This window comes from Luteibacter sp. HAY1-4A, from assembly GCF_056755355.1.
On record NZ_JBNDHZ010000040.1, the window covers coordinates 12,406 to 34,471 of the forward strand.

General features: G+C 64.0%; 24 protein-coding genes, 1 tRNA gene and 1 pseudogene. 7 read left to right on the top strand and 19 right to left on the bottom strand.

What is annotated here, in order from left to right:
• Positions 1-3: 3 nt before the first annotated feature.
• From ACPYOD_RS13995 to ACPYOD_RS14055, 13 genes are all read right to left on the bottom strand, one after another.
• Positions 4-810, bottom strand: a complete 807-nt coding sequence (locus ACPYOD_RS13995; RefSeq protein ID WP_481302337.1) for a hypothetical protein — start codon at positions 808-810, stop codon at positions 4-6.
• Positions 811-841: 31 nt separating this feature from the next.
• Entirely contained in the window at positions 842-3,013 is a 2,172-nt protein-coding gene (locus ACPYOD_RS14000; RefSeq protein WP_481302338.1) for a type IV secretory system conjugative DNA transfer family protein, read from the bottom strand.
• Positions 2,979-4,031: a P-type DNA transfer ATPase VirB11 gene (gene virB11 / locus ACPYOD_RS14005; protein WP_481302339.1), complete on the bottom strand. Its 1,053-nt coding sequence runs from the start codon at positions 4,029-4,031 to the stop codon at positions 2,979-2,981. The genes ACPYOD_RS14000 and virB11 overlap by 35 nt, the downstream gene beginning before the upstream one ends.
• Position 4,032: 1 nt before the next feature.
• Positions 4,033-5,172 (bottom strand): type IV secretion system protein VirB10, encoded by a 1,140-nt coding sequence (gene virB10, locus ACPYOD_RS14010; RefSeq protein ID WP_481302340.1) that lies wholly within the window; start codon positions 5,170-5,172, stop codon positions 4,033-4,035.
• The gene (gene virB9, locus ACPYOD_RS14015) at positions 5,169-6,128 is read right to left on the bottom strand and encodes a P-type conjugative transfer protein VirB9 (protein ID WP_481302341.1); all 960 of its coding nucleotides are present in this window, start codon (positions 6,126-6,128) and stop codon (positions 5,169-5,171) included. Before virB9 ends, virB10 begins: the two co-directional genes overlap by 4 nt.
• 2 nt (positions 6,129-6,130) lie before the next feature.
• On the bottom strand, positions 6,131-6,811 hold the full coding sequence (locus ACPYOD_RS14020; RefSeq protein WP_481302342.1) for a VirB8 family type IV secretion system protein: 681 nt from the start codon (positions 6,809-6,811) through the stop codon (positions 6,131-6,133).
• Positions 6,808-6,969 (bottom strand): hypothetical protein, encoded by a 162-nt coding sequence (locus tag ACPYOD_RS14025; RefSeq protein ID WP_481302343.1) that lies wholly within the window; start codon positions 6,967-6,969, stop codon positions 6,808-6,810. Before ACPYOD_RS14025 ends, ACPYOD_RS14020 begins: the two co-directional genes overlap by 4 nt.
• Before the next feature lie 38 nt (positions 6,970-7,007).
• Entirely contained in the window at positions 7,008-8,078 is a 1,071-nt protein-coding gene (locus tag ACPYOD_RS14030; protein ID WP_481302344.1) for a TrbL/VirB6 family protein, read from the bottom strand.
• Between the two features lie 3 nt (positions 8,079-8,081).
• Positions 8,082-8,786: a type IV secretion system protein gene (locus tag ACPYOD_RS14035; protein ID WP_481302345.1), complete on the bottom strand. Its 705-nt coding sequence runs from the start codon at positions 8,784-8,786 to the stop codon at positions 8,082-8,084.
• Positions 8,787-8,809: 23 nt separating this feature from the next.
• On the bottom strand, positions 8,810-11,206 hold the full coding sequence (locus ACPYOD_RS14040; RefSeq protein ID WP_481302346.1) for a VirB4 family type IV secretion/conjugal transfer ATPase: 2,397 nt from the start codon (positions 11,204-11,206) through the stop codon (positions 8,810-8,812).
• Between the two features lie 28 nt (positions 11,207-11,234).
• The gene (locus tag ACPYOD_RS14045; RefSeq protein WP_481302347.1) at positions 11,235-11,564 is read right to left on the bottom strand and encodes a VirB3 family type IV secretion system protein; all 330 of its coding nucleotides are present in this window, start codon (positions 11,562-11,564) and stop codon (positions 11,235-11,237) included.
• 2 nt (positions 11,565-11,566) lie between these two features.
• The gene (locus tag ACPYOD_RS14050; protein ID WP_481302348.1) at positions 11,567-11,896 is read right to left on the bottom strand and encodes a TrbC/VirB2 family protein; all 330 of its coding nucleotides are present in this window, start codon (positions 11,894-11,896) and stop codon (positions 11,567-11,569) included.
• Between the two features lie 119 nt (positions 11,897-12,015).
• Complete coding sequence (locus tag ACPYOD_RS14055) at positions 12,016-12,276, bottom strand: hypothetical protein (protein ID WP_481302349.1); 261 nt, start codon at positions 12,274-12,276, stop codon at positions 12,016-12,018.
• Between the two features lie 391 nt (positions 12,277-12,667).
• On the opposite strand from ACPYOD_RS14055, the gene fabV reads away from it, so the two are divergent.
• Positions 12,668-13,873 (top strand): enoyl-ACP reductase FabV, encoded by a 1,206-nt coding sequence (gene fabV, locus ACPYOD_RS14060; RefSeq protein WP_481302350.1) that lies wholly within the window; start codon positions 12,668-12,670, stop codon positions 13,871-13,873.
• 56 nt (positions 13,874-13,929) lie between these two features.
• Here fabV and ACPYOD_RS14065 read toward each other — a convergent pair whose 3' ends face one another.
• Both ACPYOD_RS14065 and gloB read right to left on the bottom strand, forming a co-directional pair.
• Complete coding sequence (locus tag ACPYOD_RS14065) at positions 13,930-15,210, bottom strand: transglycosylase SLT domain-containing protein (RefSeq protein ID WP_481302351.1); 1,281 nt, start codon at positions 15,208-15,210, stop codon at positions 13,930-13,932.
• Positions 15,207-15,974 carry a hydroxyacylglutathione hydrolase gene (gloB, locus tag ACPYOD_RS14070; RefSeq protein WP_481302352.1) on the bottom strand — a complete coding sequence of 256 codons (768 nt, stop codon included), beginning with the start codon at positions 15,972-15,974 and terminating at the stop codon, positions 15,207-15,209. Before gloB ends, ACPYOD_RS14065 begins: the two co-directional genes overlap by 4 nt.
• A gap of 166 nt (positions 15,975-16,140) precedes the next feature.
• Between gloB and ACPYOD_RS14075 the strand changes: the two genes are divergently transcribed.
• From ACPYOD_RS14075 to dnaQ, 3 genes are read left to right on the top strand one after another with little or no spacing between them, the layout of a single operon-like run.
• The gene (locus ACPYOD_RS14075; protein WP_481302353.1) at positions 16,141-16,833 is read left to right on the top strand and encodes a methyltransferase domain-containing protein; all 693 of its coding nucleotides are present in this window, start codon (positions 16,141-16,143) and stop codon (positions 16,831-16,833) included.
• A gap of 8 nt (positions 16,834-16,841) precedes the next feature.
• Positions 16,842-17,297, top strand: coding sequence for a ribonuclease HI (rnhA, locus tag ACPYOD_RS14080; RefSeq protein ID WP_481302354.1), 456 nt, complete (start codon positions 16,842-16,844; stop codon positions 17,295-17,297).
• Positions 17,294-18,016: a DNA polymerase III subunit epsilon gene (dnaQ, locus tag ACPYOD_RS14085; RefSeq protein WP_481302355.1), complete on the top strand. Its 723-nt coding sequence runs from the start codon at positions 17,294-17,296 to the stop codon at positions 18,014-18,016. Before rnhA ends, dnaQ begins: the two co-directional genes overlap by 4 nt.
• 61 nt (positions 18,017-18,077) lie before the next feature.
• On the opposite strand, the gene ACPYOD_RS14090 is transcribed toward dnaQ, so the two are convergent.
• The 3 genes and pseudogenes from ACPYOD_RS14090 to ACPYOD_RS14100 all read right to left on the bottom strand — a co-directional run bounded on the left by ACPYOD_RS14090 (position 18,078) and on the right by ACPYOD_RS14100 (position 19,692).
• Complete coding sequence (locus ACPYOD_RS14090; protein ID WP_481302368.1) at positions 18,078-18,422, bottom strand: hypothetical protein; 345 nt, start codon at positions 18,420-18,422, stop codon at positions 18,078-18,080.
• 8 nt (positions 18,423-18,430) lie between these two features.
• Positions 18,431-18,802: pseudogene (locus ACPYOD_RS14095) on the bottom strand (hypothetical protein); the annotation flags it as partial.
• Positions 18,803-18,987: 185 nt separating this feature from the next.
• Positions 18,988-19,692, bottom strand: a complete 705-nt coding sequence (locus ACPYOD_RS14100) for a PP2C family protein-serine/threonine phosphatase (protein WP_481302356.1) — start codon at positions 19,690-19,692, stop codon at positions 18,988-18,990.
• Between the two features lie 147 nt (positions 19,693-19,839).
• Here ACPYOD_RS14100 and ACPYOD_RS14105 point away from each other — a divergent pair.
• From ACPYOD_RS14105 to ACPYOD_RS14115, 3 genes are all read left to right on the top strand, one after another.
• Positions 19,840-19,929 (top strand) — tRNA-Ser (locus ACPYOD_RS14105).
• 299 nt (positions 19,930-20,228) lie between these two features.
• A complete protein-coding gene (locus tag ACPYOD_RS14110) occupies positions 20,229-20,585 on the top strand; it encodes a hypothetical protein (RefSeq protein ID WP_481302357.1) in 357 nt (118 codons plus the stop codon).
• Between the two features lie 131 nt (positions 20,586-20,716).
• On the top strand, positions 20,717-21,139 hold the full coding sequence (locus ACPYOD_RS14115) for a hypothetical protein (RefSeq protein WP_481302358.1): 423 nt from the start codon (positions 20,717-20,719) through the stop codon (positions 21,137-21,139).
• A gap of 573 nt (positions 21,140-21,712) precedes the next feature.
• Here the strand turns inward: ACPYOD_RS14115 and ACPYOD_RS14120 are convergent.
• Positions 21,713-22,000 (bottom strand): hypothetical protein, encoded by a 288-nt coding sequence (locus ACPYOD_RS14120; RefSeq protein WP_481302359.1) that lies wholly within the window; start codon positions 21,998-22,000, stop codon positions 21,713-21,715.
• Positions 22,001-22,066: the final 66 nt, after the last annotated feature.

Here is a 22,066-nt window from a genome sequence, read left to right on the forward strand (position 1 = left end):
TCGTCAGAGCGACGGCCCGCTCCTGTCGCTGCCACGACTTTTCGTGCTTGAAAGCGAGGGACTGCGCGAAGGCGGATCGATCGCCCGTTGCTTGCCCCTGGCTTTTTCGCTCATCGGAGGGTGGGCAGGAGGATTGTTTTCTTGTTGGATTCGTCGCTGCTCCCGCAATTTCTGTTGATTGCGGAAGAAGGGCGGTACCTCGACACCTGACTTTTGCTCGTCACCGCTCTTGCTGCGGTTGGGTAGCGGTGGCAAGGGACGCACTGTCTTGGAGACGTTCGGGGCGGACTGGCTGGCGCCACCGTGACGGTAGGGTCCGGCGTTTGCGTGGCCTGGTGGCGTGACCGGGCGGGACGCTTCCGTGCGCATGCCTTGTTGTTCCCGCACCGCGAGCGCGTCAGCATGCGCAAGGCGCGACGTGGATGCATGCTGACGGCGGTCGGACGCCCGGGCGCCTTGAGCCACCATGAGCGTCGCTTCATCGGTGCTCAAGGTGGGACCGGCGGTCTTCTTTCCCGCCAACTTGTCACGGTCTGCTTGGGTCAACTTGGCGAGCCCGGCATTCAATTTCGACAGAGAGTCTCGATCGAGGGCTCCCTGCGGCCGACGAAGCGGCTGCAATGCCGGTATCGGCGGCGGCACCAGCGATGACATCGCAGCAACCAAGCCGTCTTCGTACGTGGCAATCAAGGTATTACGCTTGCCATTCGGCGAAGCGCGGTCGGAGGAAGACGGGGCCGTCTGGTTCGTCTCGGCGTTCCTTTCTTTTTTCTTCCGTTTACCGGGTATGAGATCGGTTAACCATCGCATGTCATTACCTCTCTGGTGGTGGTGAGGTCATTCATTTCCCGCCGATCGCGGTTTCCACGCTCGTCAGGGACGGCAGCGTTCGGCCTGCGGCAAGGTCGCCGGCAATGTTGTCGCGGATGCGTTCCATGAATCGTCGATACGCATCGGGCGGCAGTCGTTCGTCGGCCGCCGCCGCGATGGTGTCTTCCAGCGCGAATGCGTGCTCGAGCGCGGGATGGTTTCTTATGGCCGATATGCGTTCATCGGCGGTAAACGCGCCCAGGTAGGACGACACTGCGTCCCGTGCAGATTCCGATAAATGAAGCGCTTCGCCCATGCCCGCCTCGTCGTGTGTTGCCTGGAACTCGTCGATGGCATCGACATTCCCCGTTCGGGACAGCTCCGGCTGCTCGGCGTCGATATCGGTGATTTCCGCGTAGAAGTTGTCCGCCATCAGTCCGGCTTCTTCTTCCGACACATGCACTTCGTCGTCATCCGGCGCGTCGTCGTCGTGGGAAATCGGATCCGGGTAGACGATGGCCTCGATCACCGGCAACGGTGCGGTGGGAACATCCGGCACCGGCATCACGCGGCTCTTGAAGGTTTCTTCCTGGTACCAGCGGATCTTCGTCGCCTTGATCGGAGGGCATCCGCGCGCAAAGATCAGTTCCTCGTCCTGCGTGATGTTCTTGACCTCCTGGGGAAGCATCAGTGCGCGCGACTGTTCGTTGAAGTTCACCGAGCGCGATCGCGGTTGCCCCATGCCGCCGCTGCGGGAGGTGGACTTCACGTTGACGGTGAAGTTGCCCATCTCGCGGCTGATCTCCGTCGCCACGTCCATGTCGGCCGGGGTGTAGCAGATGCGCACGGCGTGGTTCTGGAAGAAGTTCTTGGCAGCGTCCTCGCCGTACACCTCGCGCACCTGGCTGGGCGACTGGAAGATCGGCAGCAGGCGCACGCCGTAGCCGCGGAGGAAGGCGATGGCATCCACCACGATCTGCAGTTTTCCCAACGAACGGAACTCGTCGAGGATGAGCAGGCATTGGTACTTGAGCGACGGATTGTGCTCGGGAAGCTCGCGGGTATTGATGTCCACCACCTGCTGGAAGAAGAGGTTCAGCAGGGGCGCCAGGCGGCTGAGGTTGTCCGGCGTGATGCCGATGTAGACGGTGATGCGCCGCTCGCGAAGCGCGCGGAGATCGAAGTCGTTCTCGGTGGTGGCGGCGTCGAGGATGGGATTGAGGAACAGCTCGAAGCGCGAGGTGAAGGTTTTGCGGATCGACGTACGCGTGTTGTCCGCCGTGTTGATGTAGTCCTTCAGCGAACTGGAACACACGATGGAAAGCGGCTTGTCGCTGCGTTCGCGGTGCTCGATGAGGGCGGTGAGGTTCTCGTCGCTGCCTTGCAACGCCTCGCGCGCCACCTGGCCCAGCGTGCGCGGCTTGCCCTCCGTCTCGAACACGTACAGCACCAGGCCAAGGAAGAGCGAGCGGCAGCTGGCCGTCCACAGGGGATCGGTGCCGGGTACGTCGGGAAAGATGATGTTGCCGATCTTCTGGATGTCGTCGACGATCAGGCCAGGGTCGTCGCGGATGTACGCGAGCGGGTTCCAGCGGTGGGTGTGCCGCTCCGGCGAGGCGGGGTCGAACAGGTATACCTCGTGACCGTTGGCCTTGCGGAAACCCGCGGTGAGCGTCCAGTTCTCCTTCTTGATGTCCAGGACCACCGCGGAGTGGTTCCAGTTGAGCAGGTTGGGGATGACGATGCCCACGCCCTTGCCCGATCCGGTGGGTGCCGCAAGCATGATGTGCGGCAACTGCTGCAGGCTGGCCGTGAGGAAGCGATTGCCCTGGCGGCCGAGGATGACGCCATCGCCCTGGTTGGTCAGCAAGCCATGCCTGCGCATGTCGGAGGCCCGGGCGAAGCGCGCACTGCCGTGCAACGACTGGCGCGGCTTGACGAAGGCAAGCGCGAGCGGTGCGAGCAGGGCCAGGGTGGCGGCACCGGCGCCGATCAGCAGCGGTTTCCTCACACCGGTCGCGGTGCCGTAGCTGCCGTAATAGTCGAACCACGTGCCCAGGCCCACGTCCTGCGGCACATTGCGAAAGAGCACCAGCAGGAACACATAGCCGGCGACATACATCCACACGGGCACTGCGGTGGCGAGCAGGCCGATAGCGACTGCCGCCTTAACCCAGGATGGTGCGCTTGCGTTGAGGTTCATAATAAATTCCCGTAACGCGACGGCGGCCGTCCACGACGCTGAACTGCACGACGATGTCGACCAGCATGAACAACAGCTGCTTGATGTCTTCGCGGGCAAGCTGCGAGCCTCCCGCCGATTCCTTCACCAGCAACATCAGCTGCTCGATGGCCAGCTGCGGACTGGTGGCATGCACCGACGTGATCGACCCGGGATGCCCCGAGTTCACGTTGCGCATGAAATAGAACGCCTCGTCGCTTCTCAGCTCGGCCAGCAGGATGCGGTCCGGCTTCATGCGCAGGCACGATTCCAGCAATGTTTTCGGCGTCGCCTTGCTCACGCCTTGCCCGTCCTTGGAATAGAACAGGCGAACGTGGTTGGGCTGGTGCAGGATCTCCAGCTCGGGGGTGTCCTCGATGGTGATGAGGCGCTCGTGCGGCGGTATGAGATCCACCAGCGCCTTCATGATCGTGGTCTTGCCCGAACCGGTGGCGCCGGAAATGACGATGTTCTGGTGCGAGCGCACGGCAAGTTCGAGGAAGTCCCGGATGCTTCCTGCGTGGAGCAGGCGGAGCAGTTCCTCTTCCACGGCGAGGTTGCCGTGTCCATGCACGGTCACCTTCTCGAACGCGCCGCTGCGTTCGTAATCGTCGAGCGTGAGCCGCAGCTGCGACGGCTTGCGGATCGTCAGGCTGACCGTGCCCGGGCGCACGGCAGGCGGCACGATGGCCTGCACGCGTTCACCGGAGGGCAGGGCGGCCGATACGACCGGCGCGGTTTCGGAGATCGTCTGCTGCGTGGACGTGGCGATCAGCTTCGCCAGCATGCGCAGGTGGTCGTAGGTCAGTTCCGGCATCTCGTGCCGCGTCCAACCGCCGCTGCCTTCCGTCCAGGCCTCGCCCGGCTGGTTGACCACCACCTCCGTCACCATGCCGGCCAGCAGCCGGCGCAGGGGCGCGAGATAGGTTTCCACCGCCGAGAACGGAAGTGCCGGCTCCGCCTTTGGCGCGACATCGATGTCCCTCAGGGGCACGCTCATGTCACGTTCCTTCCGAAGGCTGCGGCGTGGTCGCCGAAAGTCCGTACACGCCGCTGAAATCGACGTCGCGTGCCACGAAGATCGAGATGTGTCCACCCTGGGCCTTGTCGAGCGTGGGCGGAATGTTCACGGTGTTCTGGAGGATGGTGGACACCGCGTCGTTCGAACCGCTCGCCGCCGACGCGCCGAAGTTGAGCGTGTTGCCACCGTTCTCATTCTTCGACGACTCGTACTGGCTGAGGTCGTTCACGAACGAAACAAGAAGCGCGGCACCGAAGCGGGCCCAGAAGTGGTTGTTCACCACGCCGTCCAGGCCCGAGCGGCCGAGCGCATCCGTGGAAGGGGAGTCGATGTTCACGATCACGCCATGCGGCGTTTCCACGCGTGTCCAGAGCACGAAGATGCGATCCAGTCCCGGCCGCAACTGGGCCGACTGGTACTGGCCCACGACGCGAGAGCCCTTTTCGAGGAGAAGCACCTCGCCATCCGTGGAGTAGATGTCGCGCGTTAGCAGGCACGACGTCATGCCCGGTTGCTGACTGTTGATCGCGGTCACCAGTACGCAATCGAGGAACGTACCTTGCGTGATGGTGAGGTGCGGATCCGCCAGCAGCGACGCAGACACACCGTTGCCCCGCGTTGCCGTGAGCGCGTTGCCGAGGCTGGAGCCGCCCGCGCCGGGTGCGCCAGGCGCACCGGGCTGCGCCAGCGCCAGTCCCTGCGCACCATCCGCGGGGCCTGGCTTGTGCACCGTCGCCAGCAGCGGTGCCCGGCGACGGCGCGCGGCGAGGGCGAGCGCGGCTCGCTGCTCATCGCTCAACTGTGCCGGTGGAGGCGGCGCGGCAGCCGCGCCGCCGCTCGCCGTGGCAGGCAGGGGAGGCTTGTCGACATGCCTGGCGGCGAACGCGTCGCGTGTCATCGTCGGTAACACGGTGGCCGCCGCCTTCGCCTCCTCCTTGCCCGCGTTACGCTCGCGCAGGTTGCCGAGCAGCCTGTGCACGCCCAGCGAGATCAACATCACCACGGCGGCCGCAACGAGGAACAGTACCAGCCAGCGATTGCCGCGACGGTTCTTGCCCACCTGCGGTATGCCACGGCCCTGCTCGGTCTCGGTGGGTACCTGTTCGCCGGGCATACTCATCGCGTGTGGCCTCCTGTCGTTTGCTTGTTGTCGGGCATGGGCCATCCGCCCGGGCCGAGCGGGGGCGGCAAGGGCTGGCCCTGCGCCCCGTTACCGTTGGATCGGGTGGTAGGCGTGGTGGACGGCGTGGCGGGAACGTCCGGGGCACCGCCGGCCGTTGCCTTCACCGTGCGGGTTACGTCGGGCGACGCGGTGCCCGTTTGCGACGGCACGCCGTAATAGTCGTAGCTGCGGTTCTGGATGCAGGCCACGGACTTGCCGCGACGGAGCACGAAACGCGCGGCCGTGCGTTGCACCACGTAATACTCGCCGCGCATGCTGGCGTTCACGATGCTTTCGTCGCCTTCCTTGTCCACGATGAAGATGGCGGGAATTTCCTGGGCCGCTGGGAACCGCATATAGGTGAAGCGGCCATCGTCGAACACTTCGGACGGCTGCATGTCGCGCCCGCCACAGCCGTAGTAATTCCAGTTGCGTGCTTCGGGCGGTTTCGCGAACGCCTGCTGCACCTGGCGCTTGCTTGCCATGGCCGCGCCGTGGGCGTCGTCGTCCGGATAGACGTAACGCACCTGGAAGTACATGTCGTGGCTTCTGCCGGAGGAACGGCCGTGGACGTCGCTCGCGTCCAGCGAAATCTGGTAGACACGCTTGTTGGTGACCACGGTCATGTTGGTGACGGCGTTGTCTTCGCTGGGCTTGACGAAAAGATGGTTGGCGGCCGGGGCCACCTCCCATGCCACGGAATCGCCGAGCGCGATGTTCTCCGTCGTTTCGCCGGGCGCGAACTGGATATCGGTGGAATAGCCGTAGTGGCCTACCACCTTCACTACATCGGCCGGGTTGTACAGCACGTCCTTGATACGGGCGTCGTAACGTCCGTCCTTCGGCTGCGCTTCGGCGTGGGCCACTCCCGTGGCCATGGACAGGGCGATCAGCCCCCAGGCAAGTCGTCGCATCGTCAGCTTCCCGTTGCCACCGTGACCGGATCCAGCCGGTAATCGTCCACCTGGAAGCCCACCGGATTGACCAGACGCGCCTTGGCGTCGACGGCGGTTTTCATGTAGCGATAAGTGATCGTCGCGATCCAGCTGGTGTCGCGCGGCGCGGCGTTGGGGAAGCGCTCCACGCGCGAGAAACGCACCTGTGCGACGCCCTTGCCAAGGAAGGCGATCGAGTTGACCGCGATCTCCACGGTTCCGTCGGTGCCGTACACCTTGGTGGGCGATTGCGGGTTGTCCGGCTTGATCTTGGCGGTATAGGCGTCTGCCACGTTGCGGGCCGACATCAACGACACCGCCTCGTAATCGGGGTATGCCATTGCCGTGGAGTATTCCTCGCGATAGTTCACATAGCGGGCAAGGAAGTACTTGTCGATCGCTTCATTGAAGGTCACGGTCTGTTCGTCGAGATGGGTCACGATGTCCGTCGCTCCGGTGTTCTTGTCGACGCGCACCACGAAGGGTTCGACTGTCTTCAGCGGCGTGAGCAGGGCCACCGCCACGCAGGCCACGAGCCCGGTGGCCATGCCGCCCGCGGCCACCATCCATGCGCGCTGCTCGCTCTTGCGGGCCCGCGCGATTTCGTCGGTTTCCCAGTATTTCGAAGCTTCGGCGAAAGCCTTGATGGACGCGTCGGTCATCGGGAAGGATCCTTGCCGCCGGGCACCAGGTAGTGGTCGGGCGAGTTCAGCGGGTAGTAGCTACCGGAGCAGCGAGGGGGCTTGTCCATGCTTCTGGCGCAGCCGGTGACGCCGGTGGCCATGGCCGCGAGGAGGGCCATCCATAGGAGTGATCGCATCGGGTGGGTCTCTGTGTTCGCTGTCTTCGTGGAATGCGTCAGCCGCCGGAATAGGTTTTCCTGGCCAGTCCCTGGACACGGGAAAGCGGCGAATTGAGAGAGGCGGCGCCGTACTGGCTGCCAAGGCCGCCACGGCCGCCTTGTCCGCCGCCGAGCGAGGGGGCGCCGAGGCGGCTGGCGATTCGATTGCCGGACCCGGCCAGGCGCCCGGCGAACTGTTGCGCCGACATGGCGATGCCCTGGCCCAGCGCGGCGGCCATCACCTGGGTCTGCCACAGCACCGTGATGATGGCGATGGCGGCAGTCAGTACCTTCACCATGTTGAGGATCGTGTCTTCCCAGCTGTCCTGAGGTAGCGCGGTGACGAACTTGTCGAAGACCGAGAAGCACAGCGACACGGCCGAGGCGACGAGGAGGAAAAGGATGGCCATGCTCACCACCTGGCCCAGCCACGCCTCGAAGAAGCGCTGCGTGGTCTGGAAGATGGCCATCAGGATGAAGAACGGCCCCACGGCGAGGAGTAGCGCCAGGGAAATGAAGGTCACGAAGACGATCCCCGTCGCGATGGCGACGATGATCGCCACGACGAGGTAAAGGATCATCGCGATGAGGTAATAGCCGATGGCACCGTCGAAGATGCTCAGGCTTTCCGCCATATCCCACGCCTTGCCGGCGATCTGCAGGCCCTGGGCGAGGGCGTTGTCGAGGATGTCGGCGAGCGTGGCCGCCCCTCCGCCGGCGGCCGCCCCGGAACCCGGGGCGACCATCGTCGAGGCAAGTTCCGCCGGCGCGTGGACGAAGAATTCCACGATCACCGCCTGGTAGTCGCTCGCGGTGAGGCCGATCAACGAGATGGTGACGATACGCAGGATGCGCCGGATGCCGTCGCCGAATGGCTCGTGGATCTGGCCGCTGGCGATGCCGGCACCCCAGAGCAGCACATAGATCACCATCATGTCGGCGGCCGGGCGCGCGATGGCTTCGATCAATGTCTGCGAGTTGGTCTGCGCGAACTGCGTGATCGTGTCGACGATGCCGTCGAGGAGAAAGTGCGCCACGCGTGTGTTGTCGGCAGCACCGCCGCCGTCCGCCGGAACAGCCTGGAACATGGGTCAGTAGCTCCTGCTGTTGCGGCCGAACATCTTTTGCTTGGTCTGGACTTCGCGCACCTTGTCCGCGTGCTCTTCCATGTTTTCCAGCGCCTGCGTCTTCACGAGCTCATTGGTGATGTCCGCCGTTTCCAACTGGATGCGCGCGGACAGGTCGGCCGTGTCCTTGAGGCTCATCGCCGTCGCGATCTTCAGCCGCAAGGCGTCCAGCCGCGCCGAATGCTGCACGGCGTTCTGGTAGATGTCCTCGTTGGCGGCCATGGAACTGGCCGCGCTGTCGAGGTCGGCGGACATGGTCCCCTTGGCGAACGGGTTCACCTTGGAGAAGAACGACTGCGACGTGCTGGAGCTATCCTTCTGGATCGAACGCGCCATGTCGCTGGCCGCGCCGCTGGAGTTCATCAGGTTGAGCGTGCCCCGCGCATCGCCGGGCAGGCTGTCGTCGGGCTGGAACGAAAGGTTGCCGAACTGCGTGGCGCCGGAACCGATGGCGGTCTTGACGTCGTTGAGCCTTTCCACCGTTTCGGCGGCCGATGCGGCGGTCTTCGTGGCAATGACGACTTGCGTGGCAAGCGAAGCATTCGCCGCGGTGAGTTCCGTGTCGGCATCAGGCGTGGACACGACGAATTGCGCCTTGGCACCGGGGGCGACCAGGCCGGCGACAAGGAACAGGCCGAAGGCCAGGACGTGGAAGGACGTGGATTTCATGGTCATCTCCTGTGGGGTATCGATTACCCGCGTTCCCTGCGCATGGCGTGGAACACGGGCAACCAGTCGTCCGGCCGAGCGCCCGCGCGGGCGATGGCGCGCTCGGCGAGATCGACCGTGCCGGCGGTTCCCGACAGCACGGCCAGTTCGTCATCGAAACCGCGGAGGTTCAATTCGCAGACGGTGGAATTGGGGCCTTGCTTGAACAGGAAGCCGCGCAGGTTGGCTTCGACCATGTCCTTGCGGACGATGTCGTATTCGCGTTCGGACAGCTTGAAGCCGTCGACGTAGTCGTCACGGGTCGCTTTCGCATTGGGCAGGTAAAGCTGCGTCACGCATTGTTCGATCAGTTGCTTGCTGATACGCGAACGCAGCACGTCGGAGGGGCTTTGCGTGCCGAACAAGGCCAGCGCATTGCGCTTGCGGTAGGTCTTCACCGCGTCCAGCGCCTTGCTCTCGAAGTACTCGTCCATCAGCATCTTCCAGAACTCGTCCATGTTCAGGATGAAACGGCGGCCGTCGATCAGCTGCTCCATGCGATGGAACAGGTACATTACGGTGACCGTGCGCGTTTCGTCGTTCTCCAGGAAGTCGGTCACGTCGTAGCCGAAGTGGCGGCCATCGGCGAGGTTGATGAGATCGACGGGGTTGTCGAGCAGCCAGCCCAGCGATCCGCCCGCACACCATTTGCGGAAGCGCGCGGCGTTGCCGTCGGGATCGGTGGGGTCGAGGAACTCCAGGATCGACGAAAAGCGGCGCGCCTCGAACGGCATGGCGTACACGCCGTTGACGGCGTCCTGTACCTCGCGTTCCCGGTTTGGCGAGAAACGGAAGGTCGGATCGTCACCCTTGATGCAGCGCCGGACCAGCTGCATCACCATGGCCCGGTTGCCCGGGGTGTCTTCCATGGCGCACGGATTGAAACCCGTCGGTACGCCATTCTTCAGCGTGAAGTACTGGCCGCCCATGGCCTTGATGAAGATCGCCTGACCCTGGTCCTTGTCGAACGTGAAAACCGTGGGTTTGTATTTCTCCGCCTGGGCTAGCATGAACGTCTGGATCACCGTCTTGCCCGCGCCCGTAGGCCCCAGCAGCAAGGTGTGGCCGGCCACGCGATCGTCCGCGTCGCTCTCGGTGACGCCGCGCCGCGATGAAGGCGGCAGGTGAAAATTGAAGTAGAACGGCGTGCCGGAGGTGGTCTTCAGCAACGTGAGCGCCGGCCCCCACTGGTTGCCGCCGAAACGGCCATGGGGGTAGTTGTGGAAACCGGTGTATCCGACGATGTTGCTTGAACTGATCGGTGCCGGCCGCGGCCGCATGCGGAAGTTGCCAGGCAGCTGTGCGAAGAACGCCGCTTCGATGCATTCGTCTTCGCGCGCCACGAGGAAGCCCGCCTCACCGAGCACGGCGCGGCTGATGGCGATGCGTTCGGACAATTCCTTTTGCGTGTCGCCGAGCAGCATCATGCTCAGGTGGTGCTCGCCGAAGACGACCCGTCCGGCGGTCAGGTCGTCGAGCGCCTGTCCGATATCGCCGATCTGCGAGGCAGAGGTATCGTTCGCGTTCACCAGCAGGCGCTGCTGCTTTTGCAGCGCTTCCGACGCCTTCTGCCTGCCGAACACGGCAAACGACTGCGTCAGCACGAAAGGGAAGGGCACCGTCAGCAGCATGTTCAGGTGCCCTGGCTCGGTGCGCTCCACCTGGTACGACGCGGCGCCGAGCATGGCGCCGATGCGAACCTGCGTCGCGCCGCGGATCTCCATCTGGTCGACGCCGAACGAGACCCGGCTGTTCACCATGCCGTAGCGCACCGATCCCTTGGGCACCGGAATGCGCTGCCATTCGCCGTTCAGCAGCATCGCGAACAGCTCCAGGGGCTCGGAACACACCACGCCCTTGTGCTCGTACAGTTCCAGGCGGCGCACGCCGTAGCGAGAGAGGCCCGCCATGATGGAGTCCGTGATCTCGTCGAGGCGCTCGTTGCTCTCGTGGATGCTCTCCAGCGCCGCCTCATGGTTTCGCCGCTGGCCGAAGCGCAGCACGTTCGACTTGCCCGACCTGGCGCGCACGACGATGGTCAGGTAGTGCGAATTGACCATCATCTCCAGGCCGCCCAGGCTGGTCCGGTAGCGCTCGTTCAGACGGCCGGCGAAATCCTCGCCGAAGCTGCCGTCGGGGTAGTCGCTCCGCGCTTCCCGGACCGTATGCATCCAGAACGCGATGTCTTCGCTCGCCACATTGCGTATGAGCCCGGTAAGGGCGTCGTGCCAAGCCTGGATGTCGGCATCGTCGGCCGCTTCGTGGGCGACGCCGGCGATCTTGAGGGTCGTCAGCGTGTCGCCGGCCTGCGTGCGCAGGTTGTATTTCGAAACATGCGAGGAGAACGGAATGTACTCCGCCAGCGGTTTCGACTGGTTCATCAGGGGTTGTTTCGGCGACAACATGTCTTCAGCGCCGCGAGCGGGTGGGCAGGGCGGCATAGGAACCGCTGCGCCAGTAGGCGCGGTCCCTGTGCGTCGCCTTGGTGGTGAGTTGCAGGGAGAGGTAGCGGAACGCACGCGGATCGCGTGCGCATACCAGTCGCGCGAGCCCGTAAAGCACGATGCCCATGCCCAGCGCGGCGATTTTCCACGTCACGTCGAGCTGGATCAGGTTCGCGACAAGGAAGCTCACCGCGCTGCTGCCGACGATGAAGATCAGCGCGTCCACGGGCAGGCCGAACAGGGTGGCCGGGCGGGTCAGGCCGCCGAAGAGGGGGTCGCTGCGGAGATCGGCCACGATCAGCCCCCCGATCCATAGAGAGCGTCGACCACCTCGGTCGCCAGACCGGCCACTACCGCACCGATGATGACCTGTCCCACCGTGGCCCATGACATGCGGCCGAAGGCGGCCAGGACACCGGACCCGATCACGGACACCACGAGGATCGCGTGCACGGCGGTCTTGATCCAGTTCACCGCGCTGTTCGACTTGGTGGTAAGGGATCCCAGGTCCTGGGCCAGTGCCAGGTTCGGGCACAGCATTATGAAAGCGACTATCGCCAATCCCATTAATGTGGAAATGAGAGCGCTGCGGTCAAGGGAATAAGTCGATTTATTGGCGTGTATCACTGCATTTTCCTGTCGATCGGCAATAGGCTTTCTTGACCCCTATCCAGGGGCCTGTCCGGGTGAATGGAAATCGGTAATTCCCGCTGATCAGGGTCCTTCCATGGACCCGCATACCACGGCTATTGGGTTGTCTGATTGACGCTGGTAACGAATGAGGCCTGGGGAGTCGCCGATACGTGCTGGTTGGGATCCGGCTTTTCGGCCGGAGGCGCTTCCTCTTGGCGCCACCGGGCCCGAGCGAACACGTCCCACGCCGGTGGTTCGCCCTGTGTCGCCACACCTTGGCGCTCCATACCTTCGCGCAGGGACTTCTCCACGGCGTCAGGAGGCTCGCCGCGGGCGACCCGCGCGTTTGCCTCGCGCAGCATGTCGTCGACCATGCCATGGGCGTCCATCGACCAGGCCCACTGGGCGAACGAAAGCAGCAGGAGTGTGCATCCCGATCTTATGGGAATTTTTGTTCTTGGCATTTTGGGGGATTAATACCGTGGAGCGCCGTGCGATAAAACAGGGCCGCGTCCATCTCGATTGGGGATTCGATAAGCCATTAGTAACGCATGCCTCCCCTTGGTTATTGCTCCCCCAAACGGGGGTAATGGGGACAGAGGTGCGCGATTGGTGACACGGTTCGCAATTCATGCAATGACGCATGCCGGCGATGCAACCTTCCAGCGAATCGCCGTATCGACTCGCGCGGTCCGGAACATGCGGAAGCGCATGGAAGGGCGCAGCGATTACAATGGCGGCCTTGACGCGTCGAAGGAACTATCCGTGATCATCCAACCCAAGGTCCGTGGCTTCATCTGCACCACCGCTCATCCGGTGGGCTGCGCGAAGAACGTCGAAGAACAGATCGCCATCACCAAGGCCAGCGGCGCGTTCGCCGACGGTCCGAAGAGCGTGCTCGTCATCGGCGCGTCCACGGGTTATGGCCTTGCGTCGCGCATCACGGCCGCCTTCGGCCACGGTGCCGCCACGCTCGGCGTGTTCTTCGAGAAGCCGTCGAGCGAAACGAAGACGGGCACGGCCGGCTGGTACAACTCGGCCGCCTTCGACAGGCTTGCGCGCGAGGGTGGCCTCTTCAGCCGCTCGATCAACGGCGATGCCTTCGCCGACCAGACGCGCGCCCGCGCCATCGACATCATCCGTAACGAGATGGGCGGCAAGGTCGACCTCGTCGTCTATTCGCTGGCGTCGCCCGTGCGCAAACTGCCGAAGACCGGCGAAGTGGTTCGTTCGGCACTGAAGACCATCGGCGAGACGTTCACCGCGTCGTCCGTCGACACGAACAAGGACGCCGTGGTGCAGGCCACGGTGGAGCCTGCGACGGAGCAGGAGATCAAGGACACCGTTACCGTCATGGGCGGCGAAGACTGGGCGCTGTGGATCGACGCGCTGAGCGAAGCCGGCGTGCTCGCGGACAACGCCACCACCATCGCCTATAGCTACGTGGGCACCGAGATTACCTGGCCCATCTACTGGCACGGCACGCTCGGCCAGGCCAAGCAGCACCTCGATCGCACGGCAAAGGAGCTCGGCGTGCGTCACGCCGCCAAGGGCCTGCGTTCCTACGTGGGCGTGATGAAGTCGGTGGTCACCCAGGCCAGCTCGGCCATCCCGGTCATTCCGCTCTATGTCTCCATGGTGTTCAAGATCATGAAGGCGAAGGGCATCCACGAAGGCACTATCGAGCAGATCAACCGTCTGTTCCACGACCGCCTGTACCGCGCGGACGGAAAGGCGGCGGAGACCGATGCGGAAGGGCGCCTGCGCCTCGACGACTGGGAACTTCGCGACGACGTGCAGGGCGAATGCAAGGCGCTGTGGCCCACCGTCACCACGGAAAACCTCTGGCAGGTCACCGACTACGCCGGCTACAAGCACGACTTCATCAAGCTGTTCGGGTTCGAGGCGAAGGGTGTCGATTACGACGCCGACGTGAACCCCGACGTGCAGTGGGACGTGGTGCAGCTTTAAGCGCCGGCATCCGCGATACCGGGCCGCACGAGCGTGCGGCCCGGCCGTTTACGCGATCAGCGGGAAGCGGAGAGCTTCAGCACCTGTCCCGGCTTCACCGCCTGCGTCCGCAGGTCGTTCCACTTCATCAGCTGTTCGACGCTCACCTGGTGACGGCGCGCGATCGACCACAGCGATTCGCCGTTGTTCACCTTGTGGAAGACGATCTGCGACTCGTCGCGCGCGGCGCTCTTCGCGGACTTCTTCGGCGCCTTGGCGATGCTGCCCTTGTTCTTACTCGTGCCCTTGCCCTTGTCACGCGACTCGGCGGCGGCGGCAGGCAGCGAGGCGACCGCTTCGTCGGCGACCTCGGCGACGGCATCGGGTGTATCGGCCGACGCGACCGGGCCGAGCTTGTACTGGTCCGCCGCGGATTTCGGTAACAGCAGGCTCGAACTGATCGTGCCCTTGGCCGTGCGGTACGCGGGGTTGAAGTCGCGCAGGTCGTCCATCGACAAACCCGACTGTTTCGCCGCCTGTGCGAGCGACTGCGGGCTGGACACCTGCACGACCTGCAGGGCGTCTTCGGTGTCGCGCTTCGGCAGCGACACATTGAAGCGCGCGGGGTCGCGCACGATGCATGCGATGGCCATGAGCTTCACCAGGTGCTCCCTGGTGCCGGCCTTCATCGGTACATCGGGAAGGCCCTCGTCGCTCGTGGGGCCACCGTGCTTGTCGAGCTTCTTCTTCAGCCCGAACTCGCCCGCGTTGTACGCGACGTCTACCAGGCGCCAATCGCCCAGGTCGTCGTAGTAGCGGCGCATCATGTTCATGACGGAGTCGGTGGACTTCGCGATGTCGAGCCGTTCGTCGTAATTCTTGTCCACGCGCAGGCCCAGCGTGCGGGCGGTCTGCGGCATGATCTGCCACATGCCCGCCGGGCGGTTCTTGCGGGCCGGCACATGGCGGTACTGGCTTTCCACCCACGGCAGCAGCGCGAATTCGCCTGCCACGTTGTGCTTCACCGCGGCCTTGTGTGCATACACGATCAGCGGGAGCACTTCGTTCACATTCTGCTCGAAGCGGTTCGGTTGCTTCGTATAAGCGCGTGCCCACGCGAGCACCTGTGGATCGGCGTCGCAGCCGGGCAGTGCGAAGCTGTCGCGCATGCCCGACCAGAAGTCGGCGGGTTGCGCCGGTCGCAGCAAGTTCGGCGCTACCGCCACGTCCTCCACCGGAGCCACGGGTGCGACCGTCGCGACGGGCGGTTGCGGTACCGGCTTGGGCACGCTGCCCGCGCATGCGGTCAGGAAGAGGGGAATCAGGGTGGGCAGGAGACGACGGTGAAATGCGTTCATGCGGTAAACGTGTCCTTGGCCTGCCGCAACGCGGCGAAGCGCTCCACTCGCGTGGCGTGCTCATTGCCACGGGCGCGGACCCAGTGGGCGATGGCATCGCTGTCCACACGCAGGAACGGGTTGCTGGCGTACTCGTCGGAGAGGCGTGTCGGAACGCTTGGCTTGCCTTCCTCGCGAAGCCGGGCCACTTCGTCGGCACGGCGGTGCAGGTTCACATTTTCGGGCTCGACACTCAGCGCGAAGCGGATGTTCGCCGCGGTGTATTCGTGCGCGCAGCACACCAGCGTGTCGGGCGGAAGGTCGGCGAAGCGGTCGAGGGAGGCGAGCATCTGCTCCGGCGTGCCCTCGAAGAGGCGGCCGCAGCCGACGCTGAAGAGCGTGTCGCCGCAGAACAGGAAGCCTTCGCCGGCGTAGGCGATGTGCGTGCTGGTGTGGCCGGGCACGCCGATGACCTTGAACGACGCCTTGGGAGCATCCAGGGTGACCGTGTCGCCGTCGGCGACGATCTGGGTCTTGTACGGGATGCGCGTGTCGAGGGGCGCGATCACCTCGACATCGTGATCCCGCACCAGATCGAACACGCCGCCGATGTGGTCGTTGTGGTGGTGCGTCAGCAGGATGGCCGTCAGCCGCCAGCCGCGCTTGGCCAGCGCAGCTTCGACGGGGGCGGCTTCACCGGGATCCACGACGAAGGCGTTGCCCTCGTCGTCGGCGACCAGCCAGATGTAGTTGTCGCTCAAGGCCGCGACGGGGACCCAATGCATCGGGGTGACTCCGTTACGTCGATAGGGCGCGAACACCCAAGGAATGGCCGCCGGGAAAGGGTGCAAACCGGGCGGGGCGGCCGGACTATATCAGCCGGGTATATCTCGCTCGTTAGAATCTCATTAACCATCTACGAGCCGTCCAACCCCAGTAGACTGCTAGCCCATGGCCCAGTTCACCCCGGACATTTACGCCACGCCGCAGGTCGGCAAGCTCCTGGCGGATGAGACGCGCGTGCTCGCGCCAATGCTGGCGCGGTGCACGGGCGAGCACGGCTTGCACCTCACCGCCGCCGCCCAAGGCGAGCCGCCCGCCATTCCGCTGCTTGGGCACTGGGCCACGCTCCGCGTGTCCGGTGCGGCCCTGGGGGGCGATGTCAGGGCGAGTGGCCTGGAGGCGCTCCCGTTCACGGACGAGGCCTTCGGTGTCGTTCTCCTGCGCCATGCACTCGAGACCACGGCCCGGCAGGACAACCTCCTGGACGAGGCCATCCGCGTGCTGGCGCCGGGCGGCATGCTGGCGATCACCGGCATCCATCCCGTGGGCCTCTGGTCGCCGTGGGTGGCGAAACAGAGCCGCGGCGTCCGCCCGCGCCTCACCTGGCCCTGGTGGTGGAGCCAGCGCCTGGTGCGCGACGAATTCGAACTGTCGATGCCGCGCCGGCTGGGCAGTGCCTGGCCGCGCGCGGGCGGTGCTGCCGTCGGCGAATCGCTGGTGGGCGGCGGTTATCTGCTGGTGGCGCGCAAAAAACGTCCGGCGGCGGTACCCTTGCGCCCCCGTGCCGCTGCCGTGCCCGCGCCCATTCCAGGGACGCTGGCCTCCGGAGCGCGTCGCAACGCCCGCGAATCGATCACCTGAAGTAAGTCATGACAGAAACCGTTGAAGCGTTCACCGATGGCGCCTGCCTCGGCAATCCCGGTCCCGGTGGCTGGGCCGCGCTGCTCCGAGCGAAGGGCATCGAGAAGATGCTTTCCGGCGGCGAAGCCGACACCACGAATAACCGCATGGAAATGATGGCGGCCATCTCCGCGCTGGAAGCGCTCACCCGCCGCTGCAACGTGCATCTGATGACGGACTCGAAGTACGTGATGCAGGGCGTGCAGGAATGGGTGCCGAAGTGGCGCCGCAACGGCTGGAAAACCGCCGACAAGAAGCCGGTGAAGAACCAGGACCTCTGGATCCGCCTGGACGCCGCCGCCGCCGCACACACCGTCACCTGGGAATGGGTGAAGGGCCACAACGGCCACGTGGAGAACGAGCGGGTCGACGTCGCCGCGCGCGACCAGGCCATCATCTACAAGGCGAAAGGAAAGGTGGCATGAGGCAGATCGTGCTCGATACGGAAACCACGGGCCTCGAAGCGCACCTCGGTCATCGCATCATCGAAATCGGCGCGGTCGAAATGATCGGACGCCGTCCGACCGGGCGCACGTTCCACACCTATCTCAATCCCGAACGCGCCATCGACGAAGGCGCGCGCCAGGTCACCGGCATCGAGGACGAGTTCCTGCTCGACAAGCCGCTCTTCCGCGACAAGGTGGACGAGTTCCTCGACTTCATCCGTGGCGCGGAACTCATTATCCACAACGCGGCGTTCGACGTGGGCTTCATCAACGCCGAGCTGAAACTGGCGGGCGCGCATTACGGTCAGGTCACCGACCATGCGACCGTGCTCGACACGCTGTTGATGGCGCGCACGATGTACCCCGGCCAGCGCAACAGTCTCGATGCGCTGTGCAAGCGCCTCGGCGTGGACAACACGCATCGCGACCTGCACGGCGGCCTGCTCGACGCCCAGCTGCTAGCGGACGTCTATATCGCCATGACATCGGGGCAGGTGGCCCTGGACTTCGCCTTCGACGCATCGGCCGACGATCGCGGCGCGAACGCGCTCGGCGAAATCGTCATCACCCGCCGCCCGATCGTGCTGCGCGCCACGGACGAGGAACTGGCGCTGCACACGCAACGCCTCGACGCCATCGACAAGGCCGCGGGCGGCCAGAGCATCTGGCGCCGGCTGGAATCCGAAACCGTCCACTGAACCTCACCGCGGGGCCCCGGCGCGTATCGGGGCCACGCGAGTGCGCATCTGGGTGCCCTGTTCAACGGCGGCTTTTATTCACCCAGCGCCACGCGAGCCAGCATCCGACGAGAGCGGCTGCGTCAAATAGCGCAAGAAGGGGCAGAGGGTTGCTCCATTTGTCCATATTCGTCGTTCTTCCGAAGTATGGCGGTCCGTCACCGAAATACTCGCTATAGACCTCGGCATTCAGGATGGCGACGACCAGGACGATACCGAGAGTCAACAAAGCAACAGACAGCTTCTTCATGATCGGTGCGGCAAGTTGTAGTCCACTGTCAGGATGCAATAGATGTTTTCCCTGCCATTGACCTTTTCCTTCAGGTCTTTCGCAAATCGATCCATGTGAGCCCACAAATCGATGCATCCGGCGCTTCCAGGTGTGGTGCCGCCATGGATGAAGAATCCGCCACGTCCATGGGTTTCAGTATCTGGGAAGGGGTGGATGCTAAGGCGATGATTTCCCCACGCGGATCGGGACGCCGGTCGATACCAGGCGTTTGACCACAGTTCTGCGGGCGCCACCCAGTAAACCCCTTCGGGGATGGGACCTTCATTGCTCAGACGCTGACGGTCAATGGAGTACCTGAAGCCATCTGGCGTCAGGCGTCCCGAGACGGCTGGGTAAGACTTCCCAAAACCCGGCATCCTGAGATATCCGCCGTTGAACTCCAGCCGAAGGTGGCTTCGTATGCCTGTCAGGATAGCGGGCCACCCGCGCTCGGCGGAATACCGGCTTGCATTCATCGTTCGTGTCCATCGTTAATGACGGGCAACGATAGACGTCACGGGATCTTCCTTGAATAGAGGAATTCTGAATTTTCTAGCGATTGCCAGCGCAGGGTGCGTTGGTAGTCACAAACGCATTTGGCCCGGCAAAGAGGCCTCAGGGCCTCATTTCACCAGCAAGGCGCGCTAAGCATCGATGCGTATTACCCGGCGGCGCGCAGCAGGATCGCCGTGATGTTGTCCCGCCCCTGGCCACCAAGTGCTTCCAGCAGCAGGTGGTCCACGCACTCCTGCGCCGCGATGTCGGTGCGCGCGACGATCTCGCCGATGCGTCGGTCGTCCACTTCGTCGGTCAGGCCGTCCGTGCACAGCAGCAGCCGCGCACCGTCCGTGAGCTCGCCGCGCGCCAGCCCGATGTGCAGCTGATCCGGCGAGGTGATGCCCAGCGCCTGGGTCAGCACGCTGCGCTGCGGGTGGATGCGCGCCTGCTGCTCGGTGAGCTCGCCGGTCTCGACCAGTGCCTCCACGATCGAATGGTCATGGGAAAGGCGCTGCAACGCGCCGTCCCATCGATAGATGCGGCTGTCGCCGACCCAGGCGGCCTCGTAGTGCCGCCCGGCGATCCGCACGGCGGCGATGGTGGTGCCCATCGGCCGCGATTCCGACAGCCCGCTGGAGCGCGCGATCAGGGCCTCGTTCACCCGCTGGATGGCGTCCACCAGTGACTGCCCGGCGGCCACCTGGGCCACCACGCCGTCTCGCGCCGTGGCGGAGGCCACTTCGCCGTGGCGATGCCCACCCATGCCGTCCACCACCAGGAACAGCCCGAGCCCGGCGTCGGCGTAATAGGTGTCCTCGTTGCGTGTGCGGCGAAGCCCCGTATGCGTGCCGTGTCCGAACTCGATCATGTGCGCCTTGGAAAGTGCATGGGGAAGGGCGCCACGGGCGCCGGATGCCCCGGCAGGATGCCGCATCGAAACCCTGTTGTCACGGCACGGAAGACCCACTATGATTGCGGGCCCGGCCGGGCTCAAACCCTGCCGTCGACCGTTCCCGGAGAGGTGGCAGAGTGGTCGAATGTACCTGACTCGAAATCAGGCGTACGTGTAAGCGTACCGTGGGTTCGAATCCCACCCTCTCCGCCACTTGATACAAGTCGTTGAACGCCCAGACACCGCAAGGTTGCTGGGCGTTTTCCGTTACGGCATCGGTGTGGGTCAGAAGCATATGCGCTTACCGCACCGTTTGCTTCGGCATACGTCCGGCATTTTCTACTTCCGCTTGATCGTTCCGCGTGGACGAGGTCGCCTTGCAAAAAATGGACGAATGGGCCAACACGTCGCGGAGAAAGTGCCAAAGCACAGACGTCGACGGCATTCCTTGCAGTGTTTCGATCTCGGCTCTTTGATGGCACCCTCGGGCGCCCTCTAACCTCGGAGCCTCCATGGCGATGCGTCGTCCCCGATCAACTTTACCCGCTTCCAAGTCCAACTCACAGGCGAAGCCGAGCGCTCTCAGGGGCAATGTCCCAGGTAAGAAGCGCGCGTTCTCCGATCTTCCCTCGACATGGCTGCTGATCCTTGGCGCGATGTCCTTTCTGCTTTTCGCGTGGATTGCGTCGGTGGTTTACAAGGTGACTCCTGAAGCCGTGGCGGTCGGCAATGGCAGATCACTCTGGGACTGGGGTTGGGGCGGGGTTCGTATGTTCGTACTACTCGGACTGCTGTCCATTCCCATGTGGTTGGCCTGGACGCTTGCGGCGCGCTGCCAGGCCCTCATTGTCGAACGCCACTTCAAGTGAACTCGAGTTTTGGAATAGCCGGTCGCGGAACTGTCAATATGAAAAAGCCATTGTCAGGCTCAAGAATGTGAAACATGTGTCGATAAGGTGGGGTTGGACTACTTCCAACTTTCGGCCCTAAGGAGCGACACATGACCGACATTACCCCGACAGCCAACTCCAACACCGAACAGACCTTCATCGAAAATGCGTTCGGCACCGTCACCACTAAGCGCCTGGTGTTCTACCGCGCCAAGAGCTGGTTGAGCGGAGGGTCCCGTCAGGACATCCCACTCCAGCATGTCACTTCCGTTCGCCTCGACATCTCCCGCTCAATCTTCGTTGGCATCCTCTTGCTCCTCATTGGCGTCAGCTGCCTTGGGTCAGGAAACCTGGTCGCAGTGATCTTCGGGCTGGTCGCCATTTTCTTCGGCACGCTGCTCATCTGGGGCTCGCCCACCGTGGTTGTGAACACAGCAGGTCAGGACTTGAATGTTGCTAAGGGCTGGCCGTGGGTCCGTGGTGAAGCCAATGCGTTCGTTGAGGGGCTGCGCGGTCAACTGTTCCGGTCCTAAGCCGCGCGAGCGGGGACTACCCATTCTGCCGGGGGTGGGTAATGCAACCCACCTCTCATCCAGTCTGCAGAAGAGCCCGCCTAGTGCGGGCTTATAGTGACTTTTCACGGAGGCCGGTGAGTGGGCATAGAGTGCCTCACGGCACATGCGTTGAGAGGGTTTCGCGAGGTTTTCTCGGTTATGCCGACTCAGCCCGCTCCGGGCACCAACGCGTTTCTACCTTTGCAGATAGAGATTGACGATGATGCCGGCCGCGATTGGCACGATGATCGCCGCACCGATAGCCATCCAAAAACGCGTCCGCCTGGGGAGAAGTGCAAGGATCAGGAACGACAAGGCACCTGCGCAACTGGCAAAGGCGCGCGAGGTCGTCGGTTCATCCCAAGGCCTGGTCAGCAAGACATAGGCAGCTGCGCAACAAACGATCCCCAGCCGCGTTTGCCAGCTGAGATTCCACTCCCGCGCTATCCCCATGAGTCTCCTCCGAAGCCCGTGCCGTGCCAGGCAGAGCTTCGCACGCTTAGGCGTCCGCTTGAAGGAGCGTCGCGCCCTATGCTGGTTGGAAGCATCGGCTCAGCGGGACCTGGAATTCCTGGTAATGGCATCCACCAAGCGCAGGATCTGCTCCGTCGACTTCAAACACACGGGCTCCAGCGATTCATCCTTCGCATCCACCCGTTCCACCACTTGAATGGCCCTGTGCGAGAGCTCGTCGAAGCCGTAATGCTTTGCCCTCACGGCGATGGAGCACGCACGGAAACGCACTTCGTCAAGGTCGCCCTGTCGGGCGGCCTCGTCGAGCGCGGCCGAATCCAGGATCAGATCCGTCCAGGCGATCACCCATTCCGCCGACATGTCCATGGAAGCTCCCTTGGCTTTCGCAAGGGACAGATGATGGGCGCGGCGGGTGAAGGTGCCGAAAATGTG